This window comes from bacterium (genome assembly GCA_013360195.1).
GTDB lineage: Bacteria > Electryoneota > RPQS01 > RPQS01 > RPQS01 > JABWCQ01.
Genome location: JABWCQ010000002.1, coordinates 446,320 through 460,226, shown reverse-complemented (window position 1 = coordinate 460,226; position 13,907 = coordinate 446,320). Strand labels below are relative to the sequence as shown.

Sequence of the window (13,907 nt, the reverse complement as noted above, 5' to 3'; positions counted from 1 at the left end):
ATCGCATCATGGCAAAGCTCGAAGTAACCTTAGTCCGCAGCACTGCAACACGACCGTATTTTCACCGGAAAATCGTTGCCGCTCTCGGATTTCATCGTTTGCACGAAACGCGCGTGCTTCCTGACAATGCCGCGACGCGTGGCATGATCGCTAAAATTCCGCACATGCTCGAGTGGAAGGAAGTCAAGGAAGGAGCGTCACGCTAATGGGTATGCACAAACTTACCCCGGCACCAGGCTCGACGCAAACCAAAAAGCGTCTCGGCCGCGGCCCGGGTTCCGGTACCGGCGGCACTGCGGGTCGTGGTGAAAAAGGATATTATTCCCGCTCCGGCTCCGTTGTCAAGCGCGGCTTCGAAGGCGGTCAAATGCCGCTTCATCGCCGTCTGCCGAAACGTGGTTTCACAAATGTCTGGGCTGAAGAATGCGAAGTTGTCAATCTTCGTGATCTGAAGAAATTGCCGGACACTACTGTTACACCGGAGTCGCTGAAGAAAGCCGGTTTGATTCGATACGCCGATTCTGCTGTAAAAATCCTGGCCATGGGCGACGCAGACCGTGCCTATCAGGTCGAAATGTGTTCTGTGTCTGAAGCGGCCGCCCAGAAGATTAACGCCGCCGGCGGCAAAGTGACGACCGCCTGATGCTAGATCGTTTCGCAAACATCTTCAAAATCCCTGAGCTGCGTGACCGTATTCTGTTTACGCTGCTCATTTTGCTCGTGTACCGCATCGGCGGGCACGTTCCGCTGGCCGGAATTAATGCCAGCGCATTGGGCGAATTCATGGATGCCAACCGCACAACACTGTTCGGCCTCTATGATATGTTTGTCGGCGGCGCCTTCGAGCGTGCCACCGTTTTCGCCCTCGGCATCATGCCGTATATCTCCGCTTCAATTATCTTCCAGCTTATGGGCACGGTTGTGCCGTACTTCCAGAAGCTGCAGAAGGAAGGCGAAGAAGGCCGTAAGAAGATCACCCAGTTGACCCGTTACGGCACAGTGATTCTGGCCGCAATGCAGGCCGGTGGTGTGTCCATCTTCCTTGAACGGCTGGTGTCGCCGACCGGAAATGCGGTTGTGCCCAATCCGGGTCTCGGGTTTAATCTCTTGACCATGATTACGCTCGCAGCCGGTACCACGTTTATTATGTGGCTTGGCGAGCAAATTACGGAGCGCGGAATCGGAAACGGTATTTCTTTGATCATTCTTGTCGGTATCGTGAACACGTTGCCTCAAGCTGTTATCGAAGAATATCAGATGGTCTCAACTGGGCAACGCCATATCGCAATGGAAGCGCTGTTCCTGGTCATGCTGTTTGCCGTGACTGCGTTCGTTGTCGTGCTGACACAGGGTATGCGAAAGATACCCGTGCAATACGCCAAGCGCAATGTCGGAAGAAAGCAGTACGGCGGTGTCTCGACCCACATCCCGCTTCGTGTGAACTCGGCCGGAGTGATGCCGATCATTTTCGCACAGTCCATCATGTTCATTCCATCCTCCATTGCCACTTTCCTGCCGGAAGGCGGATTTAGGGATGCGATTGCAAATGCGTTCGGCGTTGAGAGTTTTGTCTATTCCACCCTGACGTTTGTCCTGATTGTCTTCTTTACATACTTCTACACCGCGATTATTCTGAATCCCGTGGATCTGGCCGACAACATGAAGAAGAATGGCGGCTTCATTCCGGGAATTCGACCGGGTAAACAGACGTCCGATTTCATAGACAACATTCTGTCAAAAGTTACTCTCCCCGGCGCGATTGCACTCGGAATTATAGCCATGCTGCCGACGATCTTTATTCGCCAATTCGGAGTGTCATACAACGTGGCCCAGTTTTTTGGCGGCACAGGACTTTTGATTATCGTCGGTGTCGCCCTCGATACACTTCAACAGATCGAATCGCATCTTGTCATGCGCCATTACGACGGATTGATGAAATCCGGACGAATCCGCGGCCGCCGCAGAATGTAATCGTTTGAACCATGTGTCCGCTGATGTCCGTAAGCCGCTATTCGATTGTTCTGCTTGGTGCGGTTGGAGTAGGGAAGGGAACTCAGGCGAAAAAGCTCGTCGATGCGCTTAAGGTGCCGCAGATCAGCACAGGCGACATTCTCAGAGCGGAAGTGCAGGCGCAGACCGAGTTGGGTAAGCAGGTCCAGGAAATTATGGGCCGCGGCGAATTGGTTGCCGATGATCTTTTGATTGAGCTGGTCCGTTCTCGTTTGAAGAAACCGGACACTGCTCGTGGGGCGATCTACGATGGTTTTCCGCGGACGGTTCCGCAGGCTGATGCCCTCGAACACCTGCTCGCTGAAGAAGGACTTCCGACACCGCTCGTTATCTCAATTGAGGTTCCCGACGAGGAAATCGTTGGGCGGTTGGCATCCCGCAGGGTTTGCCTGAACTGTGGCGCGACGTTCAATCTGACAACGGACGAATCCGCTATTCTGTCTCACAAATGTCCGGATGGCAAGCCTGCCATGATTGTCCAGCGCGACGATGATAAACCCGAAACAGTGCATAAACGGCTTCAGGTTTACCGCGAAAAGACCGCGCCGCTCCTTGATTACTACAAGCGTAAACGCGCCCTGAAGACAGTCTCCGGTGTGGGCACGGCGAATGAAGTCTTTGCCCGTGTGCTGATTGAGTTGGACGGTTCAGTCGAATGATTCATATCAAATCGGACGCAGAGATTCGTCTGATGCGAAAGGCCGGTCATATTCTGGCCTCTGCTTTTGAAGCCGCTGCCCCCTTAATGATCGCCGGGACAAACGCGGATGATGTAGACCGGGTTGTCGAAGAGACCATTCGCTCGATGGGCGGCATTCCGGCATTCAAGAACCATCCGAACGGCGATGGCGTGAGATTTCCTTATTCAGTGTGCTTCTCGATTAATGAAGAAGTTGTGCACGGAATGCCGAAAGGCCGAAGAATTGAAAACGGCCAGATTATCGGACTTGATTTGGGCGTCATTTACGAAGGCTACTACGCCGATAGTGCCCGTACCTTTGCAATCGGTAAAGTCAGCGAGCGTGAACAAGAGCTGATTCGAGTTACCAAAGAGTGTCTCGACAAAGGCATTGAGCAGGCCCGCGCAGGCTGCAGAGTCTCGAACATCGGTCACGTTATCCAAACTCACGCGGAATCACACGGCTTCTCGGTTATTCGTGAATTGGTCGGTCATGGAATCGGACGCAGCTTGTGGGAAGATCCGCAAGTGCCCAACTACGGTGTTCCGGGGAAGGGTCCTGTGCTAAGAAAAAATATGGTTATAGCGATCGAACCGATGATTGCCATGGGACGTCCGGAAGTTGACATGATCGGTGATTGGGATGTCCTGACTCGTGATCGCAAACCCGCTGCCCACTTCGAACACACAATCGTCATTTCGGACGGGCCTGCGGATATTTTGACCGTCTTATAATTTCAGAGGTTTTGTATTTCCAAAGAACAGTCCATTAAGGTTGACGGCGTGATTGAGGAGTGTCTGCCAAATGCTACGTTCAGAGTTGTACTCGAGAACGGCCACAAAGTCCTCTGTCACATTTCGGGCAAAATGCGCATGCATTTTATTAAAATTCTGCCCGGCGACAAGGTCACCGTGGAACTGTCCCCTTATGACCTCAGCCGCGGCCGCATTACGTACCGTTACAAGTAAACATCAAGAGCTTTGCGATAACGACTATGAAAGTCCGTACTTCCGTTAAGAGAATCTGCGAACACTGCAAGATTGTCCGCCGTCGGGGCAGAGTCTTTGTTGTGTGCTCGCGTACCAAAAAACATAAGCAGCGTCAGGGTTAACACCCCCGCGGTAACACAGGCAATTAGACAATGGCTCGTTTTGCTGGCGTAGATATCCCGCGCGATAAGCGCATCGAAATCGCCCTAACTTACATCTTCGGCATCGGTCGCCCGACGTCGCAGCGTATCCTCTCCCAGTGCAACATCAACTGGAACAAGCGCACCCACGAACTCAATGACGACGAACTTGCCGCCATCCGCGCGCAAATCGCCGAAATGAAGCTCGAAGGTCCGCTGCGCAGCGAAATCCAGCTCAATATCAAGAGACTGATGGACGTCGGCTGCTATCGCGGTCTCAGGCATCGCAAAGGCCTCCCCGTCCGCGGTCAAAATACGAAAAACAACTCCCGCACGCGTAAAGGCCGCAAGAAAAACTTGATGGTCAAGAAAAAGGGCAAATAAGTTTTAATCTCTGCGTTCGCGCAGGTTGATCGTTTTGTAACGGAGAATTCACTTGGCTACTTCCAAGAAAAAAGGTAAGCGCAAAAAAGAACGTGTCGAGGACACCGGCGTCGTCCACGTCAAGTCATCGTTCAATAATACGCTGATCACGATTACCGACAACTACGGCAATACCATCTCGTGGGCCTCCGCCGGGAAAATGGGACTCAAAGGATCGCGTAAAAACACGCCGTTCGCTGCGCAGCTTGCCGCTGACAATGCCGCCAAGGCTGCCATGGCTCTGGGACTGAAAAAAGTCTCCATCGAAGTCCGAGGTCCCGGTGGTGGACGCGATGGTGCCGTTCGCGCAATCGCCGCTTCCGGCTTGGCAATTCAGACCATTAAGGACGTCACTCCGCTGCCGCACAATGGCTGCCGGCCGGAAAAAGCGCGCCGCGTGTAACTGTCTCTTTCGGATTTTAGTAAACCAAATATACTCCCCAATCTATGGCAAGATATCGCGGTCCATCGGACAAGATTTGTCGAAGAGTCGGCGCCCAACTCTATCTAAAGGGTCAGCGTGTCCGCAACGGCAAATCCGCGTTTGACAAGAAGGGTTATCCCCCGGGTATGCACGGTCGCGGACGACGGAACAAAGTCTCCGAATACGGCCGTCAGCTGCTCGAAAAACAGAAAATTCGCGAATCATACGGCCTGCTTGAAAGGCAGTTCCATCGCTTCTTCACTGTCGCTCAGCGTCAAAAAGGCGTTACCGGTGAAAACCTCATGGGAATGCTTGAAAGCCGCCTTGATAACGTCGTCTATCGCCTTGGCTTTGCGTCCACGCGCCGCCAGGCTCGACAGCTCGTCGTCCATTCGCATTTCATGGTCAATGGCAAAAAAGTCAACATCCCATCGTATATCCTCAAGGCGAATGACCGCATCAAAGTCCGTGAACGCTCCCGCAAAATGGAAGTCATTCACGCCTCAATGCAGCTCGCCGCGCACGGCAGAATGATGCCGAATCTGGAGGTCGATCGCGCTAAAATGGAAGGTCTTTTCCTGGGACCGCCCGCGCGCAACGACATCCCATTCGAAGCCAACGAACAGTTGGTCGTCGAACTCTACTCGCGTTAATTTCACCTCGAGGAGACCCATGAACGGTTTGAACTTCCAAATGCCGGAAGCGGTGGAAATTGATGAATCTACCCATACTGATACCTATGGCAAATTCATCGTCCAACCCCTTGAACGTGGCTATGGAGTCACCATCGGCAATAGCCTTCGCCGTGTTCTGATTTCAACCCTGCAAGGCGCCGCTATCGTCACGATTAAGATTGACGGTGTGCTGCACGAATTCTCCACTATCCCCGGCGTCTCCGAAGATGTGACGGAGATGATCTTGAACCTCAAGGGCGTGCGCTTCAAGCTGCTCAACAAAAAGCCCGATAAGATCTTTGTCCAGCTAAAAGGCCCGAAAGAGTTCACGGCGCGCGATCTGCAGATCGGCAATAACGATTTTGAAATTCTGAATCCCGATCACCTGATCGCCACGCTCAACAGCGAAGCAGAACTCAAAATGGAATTGTCCATCAAGAAGGGCAGAGGCTACGTGCCTGCCGAGGAAAACCGCCCCTCTGATGCGCCTATCGGCACGATTCCGCTCGATGCCATCTATTCGCCGATTCGCAACGTCACCTATACAATCGAGAACACCCGTGTCGGACAGAGAACGGACTATGAAAAGTTGATTCTCGAAATCTGGACCGACGGTTCTATTACGCCGGAAGACGCCCTCTCAAATGCTGGTCGAGTTCTCCGAGATCATATTCAACTCTTCATCAGCTTCGACATGAAGCCTGAAAAAGAGGATGACGAGGACATCGATGAAGAGACGCTCCAGATTCGCAAACTGCTGCGCAAACCCGTTGAAGACCTTGAACTTTCCGTGCGCAGCGCCAATTGCTTGAAAGAAGCAAAGATTCGCACGATTGCTGACCTTGTGCGCCGTGATGAAAACGAAATGCTCCGCTTCAAAAACTTCGGCCGCAAGTCCCTCGTCGAATTGAATGAAATTCTGAAAACAAAGTCCCTGCACTTCGGCATGGACGTCGAAAAGTATCTTTCTGTGGATTACGATAAGAAATGAGACACCTGAATAAAGGACGTCAGCTCTCTCGCTCGTCCAGTCACAAAAAGGCCCTGATGATTAACTTGGCTCAAGACCTGATTGAGCACAAGCGCATCAAGACGACTTTGGGTAAGGCAAAGGAACTCCGCCCGTTTGTCGAACCGCTGATTACGAAGGCGAAAACAGACACCCTGGCCTCCCGACGCGATGTTGCTCGTTTCTTCAGCAAGCCCGCCGTGATGCAAACGCTCTTTAGCGAAGTCGGTCCCAAGAATGTCGACCGCCCTGGCGGCTACACCCGCGTCATAAAGCTCGGTGTCCGTGTTGGCGATGCTGCTCCCATGGCCATCATCGAACTGGTCGGATACGAAGGCGTCCAGGCCGCTCCTGCACCTGCCGCCGACGACAAAAAGGCCGCTGCCAAGAGCACTCCTAAAAAGGCCGCCAAAAAAGCCAAGAAGGCCGCGGCATAGCCTCGCCTTAATACTGCTTCAGAGCGCCGTCCGAATTGCCGGGCGGCGTTTTTCTTGTTTCTCAAACATTTAATCAAGATTGAATGCGAATCGGATAAGATCAGTCGAGATTTACTTCCCTCATATTCTTGTTGACTACGTCTCAGCTTGAGCATACATTGATCGGTGGAACTTCCACTTCATGAAAAAGAGGCTGACATGAAAAAGCTTCAACTCATTGCTCCTCTGGCCATTCTGCTTCTCTTTGCTTCAACCGGAAATGCGCAATTTAATGCAATTCTCTACAACCTGACACCATTGACCGACTTATGTACGGCTGGAAATCCATTGCCGTCCTCGTGTCTTGTCGCGATCTACTGGGATAATGATGCCAACGGACCTGACACAGATGACCCGCAACCGCCTGTCGGCGATTGCTACGCCTGCGCGAACTACGTTTCATTCCCGTTAAACGGTGAGGAAATGCTTGGAATCCCGGGCACGTTCATGACTGATCCGGCGTTCACTATCGTCACAACTACTCCGAATCCTTCGCGCTATTACTTGAGAGTGAATTGCAACGCAGCCCTGTTGTGGACATCCCGGGTTTTTACAATTCAGAATGGATTGAACGAGTACGATCTGTCCGAAGGCTGGTCGTGTTTACAGCTGGATGATCCTTGTGACAACTACTTTAATATCAGTTATGAAGATATGACGCAGGATCCGAACAATCATCGCCACTATACCTATTCCGCCTGCATCGAGTTCTGTGCCGATCAACCTGCGTACCTCCACAGTTTTGATTTTCCGCTTGGGGGTGGCGGCGGCATTGCGACTCTAACGCCCGGGTGTGGTACGGAAAGCCCGTGTAATTCGGACGAGAACTTGACATATGCCTATCCACTCTGGGAAAACGGCACCAACACAGTTATGCTGCATGACTACAGCTGGGATACGTGGATTCCGATGGAGTCGCCTGTTTCAGGTTGGGCGTGCATGTACATTGACATTGTTCTGCCCGTTTCGCAAGGCTCATTTGATGCAATCGCCGGCGATGAACGAGTCAGCTTGAATTGGAACACCTTGGCCGAAACGGCTGTTGATTATTTCGTCATCAGCAGACAATCCGGGTTTGCCCCCGCATTTATTCCTGTTGCTGAAATTCCCGCCGAGAATTCACCAAGCGGCGCTTCGTATTCATTCGTTGACCGTAATGTGACCAACGGAGAGACCTACATTTATCGTCTGAAAACGGTTAACATCGATGGCTCTATCCAGGAGTGGGGTGTGGAGGTAACTGCTACTCCGCACGCCGAAATAATCACAGAATACGCGCTTCACCAAAACTATCCGAATCCGTTTAATCCGGCGACTCGTATCGAATTCGACGTACTCGAAGATAACCCGGTTACTCTGCAGGTGTTCAATGTCAACGGGAGGCTCGTTGCCACTCCGGTGAATGGAAATTATCCGGCGGGACGACACACGATAACTCTTGACGCTGCCGGCCTCTCCGCCGGTGTGTATTTCTACACCGTTCGTATTGGTGACGACTTTACAAGTACACGAAAAATGCTGCTGCTCAAGTAGCATCCTCCTCCTTTCCAAAAAAAGAGCCGCTCGAGAGAGCGGCTCTTTTGTCAAGTCTGTGTGCTGATTCGTCGGTTATCCCATCCCGCCGGGCCGGTCATACCAACACCATCCGTTGTCCAGGTCTATCCAGAATGTCGCGCCGTTCTCAAATACAAGTTCAGCATAGCGCGTCCCGTCAAAATAAATCTCGAACGAGAACAGCACCGATTGCTCGAAATCACGTCCCGGATTCGTATGTGTGTTGATCCAAACTCCCTGCACGCTGATCGTCCCGTCCAGCGGATAAGGGTGCTCTTCGCGATCATTGTGTATTTGTAAGTCCGTCACCGTCCAATCGTAATGGGACTCGAACGTGCGGACATTCTGCCGGAACCGCGACCGGAATTCTCCCTCAACGTTCCGGTCTCCGTTGCCGTTTATGTACTTTATCTCATCCGTTAGCAGCAATCCCGTAATGTCCAGTGTGTCCGCATGGGACACCGTTACCGAACGATTGCCGCTCACACTCTCCCGCGTTCCCTCAACCGTCAGTGTCTGCACCATCCGCGCCGTGACACCCGGTATATAAAACTCCGACCAAATATCGTTCACATCGTAGAAATCACGGATGCGAACCATTGTGAATCCGCCGTGCTCAACCGTCAGCGTGTCATCCAGCGCCCTTGTTCCTGTGCGGTCTGTCAGCGTCGTCCCGCCGTCATGCCACATTCCCAGCATACCTTCTTCCTCGCCCGCTAAGGCCGTTCCGAAATCCTCGGCGATATCTTCCCTGTCCTCATCGGTCGGCTGGGCGTACATCGCGTTTCCGCCGTCACTGTCTGAACAACCCACTGCGTACAGTAGAAATAGGCTGGACATCAACAGCATCATCTTCATGCGTGTGCTTAACATCTTCATCCTTGGTCTCCCGTTTTGGTTTCTTTGAATCGTTCTCCTGAAAAAGAGCGGTCTTCGAAATTAATCCGGTTCATCATACATCATAGCATTTGATAGTTAAACTATATCCAGAATTTACCGGTTCCATTTTTAATTAAACTATTGATTTATATATCTATAAATACATCGGCTGCCTCCTGCAACTGGGTGGGAACCTGCTAACATCTCCGGAGTTAAATTATCAAATCCCCTTGAACAAATTTTCTAAAAACGAGTTGACTTTTTAGTTTTCCTGTTGTATCTTAACCCCTGAACAGACGTTCATTCCGGCCCAGTCCTCGGCCGGATTTCTTTGACAGACAACTTGAACAGATGTTTAGGTTAAGATGAACGATACCGAACTCCTTGATCCTATAGAAGTTATTGCCCTCTTCCAGCATGGTAAGTTAACTCCGCTCAAATTCCGCTGGCGCGAGCGCGTATATAAAGTCTTCCGCATCAACGGATGCTGGAAGCAAAAGGACGGAACCGCCCTCTACTACTATTTCTCCGTCTGCTGTGACGGCCCTGAGGTCTATGAACTGTCCTTCAATAACGAATCCCAAGCCTGGCGCATGGAGCGCCTCAGACATCAGTCCTAATATCTTCTGTGGTGGTGCCGCGAGTGCCGCCTGTAACCGGACTAAATCATGAGTAAAACCATCTTTCACCTCGACCTCGATCAGTTTTTTGCGGCGGTCGAGATCCGCGACAACCCCAATCTGCGCGGCAAACCCTTACTGGTCGGCGGTACCCCCTCCGGTCGCGGTGTGGTCACGACTGCGTCCTATGAGGCTCGCAAGTTCGGCGTCCGCTCCGGTATGCCTATGCATGAAGCCTTGCAGCTTTGTCCCCATGCCATCTGTGTCCGGTCCGATACCAGTCGCTACGTGGACGCGTCCCGGCGTGTGCGGGATATTCTGATTGACTACACCGATCGCGTTGAGTTTATCTCGATCGATGAGGCCGCGCTTGATGTGACCGACGTTGTATGGCACTGGCCGAGTGTCAGCGCGCTTGCCAATGAAATTCAAAATCGTATCGAACGCGAAGTCGGCATCACCGCGTCCATCGGAGCCGGCGCCTCCCGATGTGTCGCCAAGCTCGCCAGCGGTATGCACAAACCCCGCGGGTTCACTCACATTCCGCCATCGAAAATCGCTGAAATCATGGGCCCGCTTCCCGTTGAAGAAATGAACGGTGTCGGTCCCGCAACCCGGCATGTCCTGAACGGACTCGGCATTCGCACACTCGGAGACTTGGCCATCTATCCAACCGATGTGCTGCGCAACAAGCTTGGCTCACGCGGACCGGAGTTGCAGCTCCTCGCCCGCGGTGGAGGTAACAGCACCGTTCTCCGTGCCGAAGACCTGCCGCCCGAAAAATCCATGAGCCACGAGACCACCTTCTTTGAAGACCAGACGAATCCCGATGCGATTCTCGGGCGGATGCTCCTGCTCTGTGAAAAGGTCGCCCGCCGACTCCGGACTGCCCGTTTGACCGGCCGCGTCGTCACCGTGAAGATTCGCTACAAAGGGTTTGACACCGTCCATCAGCAAAAAAAGCTCGCCCGCTTCGTGCATATGGAAACCGATATCTTCATTGCCGCCAAAATAATCTTCGAACAAATTTATGATTCATCGCGGCCTGTCCGGTTGATCGGTGTGGACGTGTCGCAGTTGGTGCCCATGGGACGAGTGCTTCAGCAGGAACTTTTCGCGCCGCGGCAGGACAAGGAGGCGCTGACACACGCCTGTGACGATATCAAGGAGCGCTTTGGCGCCAATTTGATCGGTTATGCCGGAAACATGATGGGACCTAAAGATCGCTTTCACACGGCTCGGCGGGGTCGGCAATTCGGTTCCATTTCGTTTCGCTATGAAGGGATGAACGGACGATGACTTAGGATGACAGGTTCGAGAACAGGATGAACCAATGCGGTCCGGACGTGTTACTTGGCAGATGCGACCGGGCCGCGACCAAAACTCAAACTCCCGGTGTGCGGCACCGGGAGTTTTGTCTCTGTCTCCACAAAAATCTGGAGCGGATTTAGGGGGAAGTGGCGGCCGCTCGATTTCACCGAGCAGGGGGTAAGCGAAGAGCGATTCACCACCGCAAACCGTTCGCTCGCCACTCCGGGGCACCCGCAGTGGGTGGGGCCGCGAGAAGGTCAAATAATCCGACGACAGGACGGATTTCAAAAAAAGCAAACTTTATTAATCTAAGCGTGACGAAAGTGCACCAGCAGTTAAGCATAATGTCAAGCCAACTAAAGTACCAATCGCTCCCACCATAAGTGTCACGGAATTATTTACTAATGAAGGATAAATGATAAGGACGACCAACCAAACTATGGTTAGGGCCGAAATTGCTGAAACGACGAGACGTGTCTTTGCAAGGCCTATCTTTCCCGAAATAGCAAGCGCGACTATTAGAACAATGTAAACATAGTATTGCCACTGAGCCTCCTCCCACGTTATACCACCGCGAAAACCCTTCTTAGACCACGTTAATATCCTAAAAGCACTCCATTTGGTCCCCCAAAATTTCACCCAAGGCAGAAAGAAGCACACGGTTATAACAAGGATCCCAATACTCAATAATGCTTTTGGAATGGGATTTTGAGGCTTCAAATACATATTTCACTTCAGTTAAGGGTGTTTCGAACACGGAAATTGTTGATTGAGAATCAGACCGATGTTTTCGGTTTTACGACAAATTAGTCTCCCCCAGGCAATTCAGAAACTCATTCCCTAAGCACAACTACTACCAGATGTATTTACCGGTTATCTAACGACTTCTTGAAAATCGACTATCGTAACCTCGATTTATCAGGTCCTCGATAATCGTGTTCTTCCCCGTTAAACTAGCTCCTTCGGAATGTCTCACTTCTTCTGTCTTTTCCATCAATTGATTGAAGTCGCGTTCATACGACATTGCCCAATTGGTCAAGTCAGTTCCTGTGTTAACATCCAGGAAATCATAGAACACTTTAGTTCCAAGAACGAGCGCGTCCACGGACAATCCAAGCTCTTGCCCAATACGTGATTGCGAAACATCATCAGCGACCTCATTGGCCCTTCCTAAAAGCCTTCGACCAAACTCCCGCATCTGTTCTCCCGTGCGTCCAAGTCCGCGACTAAGTCTTCCTGCAAAGGTGGCTTCCTCGTCTAACGCAATCGCAAGCTGATTATTCACAAAATCACGATGCTCAATTGCTTTTGAATGTGCTCTTTCTAAGCGGATCGCTTCGCCTTCCAGAATCCTATTGCAAAGTTGCTTCTCTGTATCTGAAGGATACTTCGATGTGTCATTAACTCTATCCCGCGCTTGACTTATCTGCCTGCAGATGTTATCCCACTTTCTCTTGCATCGAGCTATATCCTCGGATTTCGCGTAATTGCTAAGGGCCAGAAGCGCTGCATTTGCTGACTCAATTTCTTCCATCGCAACAGCAAAATCGCTTCTTGCCCGCCTCTGCTTGCCAACAGTATTTTCAAGCGAGCGAAGGATGCTTGAGAGCTTTGTCAGGTCATCAAAAAGCACTGCGCGCGCGCTATCTAAGTAACGAATATCACTGCATCTTCCATTATCAAGAATTCCGACCAATGTTTGACCTCTGTTAATCTCTACTAACCGAGCCTCACATGCCTTGGACGCAGTTTCATAGCTGGCAACGGACTTGCTTTCAAGTACCGTTCTGAAACCACGACTTTCATCTAATGATGCATGAAAAATGTACTTTGGAATTTGACTAAGCAACTGGTTTACAAAGTCCTGTTGATTATTGGCAAGTTCCTCTGCCTGGACGGAATCCCCTTGTAGTTGTTGAAGAAGCTTCTTCTGGTCAACTTCCGAAGTCAGCGGCTTGCTTGACAACGTTCTAGTTAGATGCTTTTCAGCTACAATTGCTTCACGACGATTGATGCACAAGTTGGCGACAATTGTTGAAGCTATGACCGAATCTTTGAGGATCCTAGTTTGATGGTCGGTTTCTCTAAGTATAGTGCTCGCTTTCTCAAGCGAACTCTCAATAACAGCAAATGACTGCGGACGGATTTCCAACTGTTGACCAATCGAAAGAAGCTCACTTCTTGATTTATTCATGTATGCAAAATAGTTGTCAGAAACTGATCCGTGGTTGTCTCGCAGTTGAATGAAATCGGTATCTAGTGCTGAAGCTTTCTTTGAGAACATGTAAACATCAATGACCGCGATTGTCAGAATGGCAACTGGGATTGCAATTACAGCCAATTTTGACTTCAAGTTCATTTTTTTGCCTGATCTTTTTGAGTTTGGTAGTTCGTTAAAATTCTAGTCGAAGCGCACCGAGCGTTGGTGGCACGAGAAGGCTAAGTTAGGTTATCAAGAGTATTTGCAGTCGGATTCAGAACAAAATGAGTGCCACAACAAAAACAATAGTTTGCACAGGCAAGTTCGGGAATTCTAGAGAATTCAATAAAATGTGTCGGGTGTTTTTCCAAAAATTTTATTAGTGCAAATGTAGTCAAGTGAGGCGTTTGAGGTTACATGCTGCGACCGGGCCGCGACCAAAACTCAAACTCCCGGTGTGCGGCACCGGGAGTTTTTATTATGAAGAGGGTCTCTTTGGTTAAAAGCATACATTCCCA

At 51.0% G+C, this 13,907-nt stretch carries 17 protein-coding genes; 15 read left to right on the top strand and 2 right to left on the bottom strand.

Features of this window, described 5'->3' with window-relative positions; genetic code table 11:
- Nucleotides 1–8 precede the first annotated feature (8 nt).
- The 13 genes from rpmD (at nucleotide 9) to HUU59_03205 (ending at nucleotide 8,358) form a co-directional block, all read left to right on the top strand.
- Nucleotides 9–206, top strand: a complete 198-nt coding sequence (gene rpmD, locus HUU59_03265) for a 50S ribosomal protein L30 (GenBank protein NUO18449.1) — start codon at nucleotides 9–11, stop codon at nucleotides 204–206.
- Nucleotides 206–643, top strand: coding sequence for a 50S ribosomal protein L15 (gene rplO / locus HUU59_03260; GenBank protein NUO18448.1), 438 nt, complete (start codon nucleotides 206–208; stop codon nucleotides 641–643). Before rpmD ends, rplO begins: the two co-directional genes overlap by 1 nt.
- Nucleotides 643–1,971, top strand: a complete 1,329-nt coding sequence (gene secY, locus HUU59_03255; GenBank protein ID NUO18447.1) for a preprotein translocase subunit SecY — start codon at nucleotides 643–645, stop codon at nucleotides 1,969–1,971. Before rplO ends, secY begins: the two co-directional genes overlap by 1 nt.
- Before the next feature lie 23 nt (nucleotides 1,972–1,994).
- Nucleotides 1,995–2,669 (top strand): adenylate kinase, encoded by a 675-nt coding sequence (locus tag HUU59_03250; protein NUO18446.1) that lies wholly within the window; start codon nucleotides 1,995–1,997, stop codon nucleotides 2,667–2,669.
- On the top strand, nucleotides 2,666–3,424 hold the full coding sequence (gene map, locus HUU59_03245) for a type I methionyl aminopeptidase (protein NUO18445.1): 759 nt from the start codon (nucleotides 2,666–2,668) through the stop codon (nucleotides 3,422–3,424). The genes HUU59_03250 and map overlap by 4 nt, the downstream gene beginning before the upstream one ends.
- A gap of 15 nt (nucleotides 3,425–3,439) precedes the next feature.
- Nucleotides 3,440–3,658, top strand: coding sequence for a translation initiation factor IF-1 (gene infA / locus HUU59_03240; GenBank protein ID NUO18444.1), 219 nt, complete (start codon nucleotides 3,440–3,442; stop codon nucleotides 3,656–3,658).
- 26 nt (nucleotides 3,659–3,684) lie between these two features.
- Nucleotides 3,685–3,801, top strand: a complete 117-nt coding sequence (gene rpmJ, locus HUU59_03235; GenBank protein ID NUO18443.1) for a 50S ribosomal protein L36 — start codon at nucleotides 3,685–3,687, stop codon at nucleotides 3,799–3,801.
- Between the two features lie 30 nt (nucleotides 3,802–3,831).
- Complete coding sequence (gene rpsM / locus HUU59_03230) at nucleotides 3,832–4,203, top strand: 30S ribosomal protein S13 (protein ID NUO18442.1); 372 nt, start codon at nucleotides 3,832–3,834, stop codon at nucleotides 4,201–4,203.
- Nucleotides 4,204–4,255: 52 nt separating this feature from the next.
- Entirely contained in the window at nucleotides 4,256–4,645 is a 390-nt protein-coding gene (rpsK, locus tag HUU59_03225; protein ID NUO18441.1) for a 30S ribosomal protein S11, read from the top strand.
- A 44-nt stretch (nucleotides 4,646–4,689) separates the two neighbouring features.
- Nucleotides 4,690–5,319, top strand: a complete 630-nt coding sequence (gene rpsD / locus HUU59_03220) for a 30S ribosomal protein S4 (protein NUO18440.1) — start codon at nucleotides 4,690–4,692, stop codon at nucleotides 5,317–5,319.
- A 19-nt stretch (nucleotides 5,320–5,338) separates the two neighbouring features.
- Nucleotides 5,339–6,331, top strand: coding sequence for a DNA-directed RNA polymerase subunit alpha (locus HUU59_03215; protein NUO18439.1), 993 nt, complete (start codon nucleotides 5,339–5,341; stop codon nucleotides 6,329–6,331).
- Nucleotides 6,328–6,786, top strand: coding sequence for a 50S ribosomal protein L17 (gene rplQ / locus HUU59_03210; protein ID NUO18438.1), 459 nt, complete (start codon nucleotides 6,328–6,330; stop codon nucleotides 6,784–6,786). Before HUU59_03215 ends, rplQ begins: the two co-directional genes overlap by 4 nt.
- 198 nt (nucleotides 6,787–6,984) lie before the next feature.
- The gene (locus HUU59_03205) at nucleotides 6,985–8,358 is read left to right on the top strand and encodes a T9SS type A sorting domain-containing protein (GenBank protein NUO18437.1); all 1,374 of its coding nucleotides are present in this window, start codon (nucleotides 6,985–6,987) and stop codon (nucleotides 8,356–8,358) included.
- Nucleotides 8,359–8,433: 75 nt separating this feature from the next.
- Here HUU59_03205 and HUU59_03200 read toward each other — a convergent pair whose 3' ends face one another.
- Nucleotides 8,434–9,252 (bottom strand): hypothetical protein, encoded by an 819-nt coding sequence (locus tag HUU59_03200; GenBank protein ID NUO18436.1) that lies wholly within the window; start codon nucleotides 9,250–9,252, stop codon nucleotides 8,434–8,436.
- A gap of 371 nt (nucleotides 9,253–9,623) precedes the next feature.
- Between HUU59_03200 and HUU59_03195 the strand changes: the two genes are divergently transcribed.
- Together HUU59_03195 and dinB are read left to right on the top strand one after the other, a co-directional pair.
- Complete coding sequence (locus HUU59_03195; GenBank protein ID NUO18435.1) at nucleotides 9,624–9,878, top strand: hypothetical protein; 255 nt, start codon at nucleotides 9,624–9,626, stop codon at nucleotides 9,876–9,878.
- 48 nt (nucleotides 9,879–9,926) lie between these two features.
- A complete protein-coding gene (dinB, locus tag HUU59_03190) occupies nucleotides 9,927–11,177 on the top strand; it encodes a DNA polymerase IV (protein ID NUO18434.1) in 1,251 nt (416 codons plus the stop codon).
- An 889-nt stretch (nucleotides 11,178–12,066) separates the two neighbouring features.
- On the opposite strand, the gene HUU59_03185 is transcribed toward dinB, so the two are convergent.
- Nucleotides 12,067–13,548, bottom strand: coding sequence for a hypothetical protein (locus HUU59_03185; protein NUO18433.1), 1,482 nt, complete (start codon nucleotides 13,546–13,548; stop codon nucleotides 12,067–12,069).
- Nucleotides 13,549–13,907 lie beyond the last annotated feature (359 nt).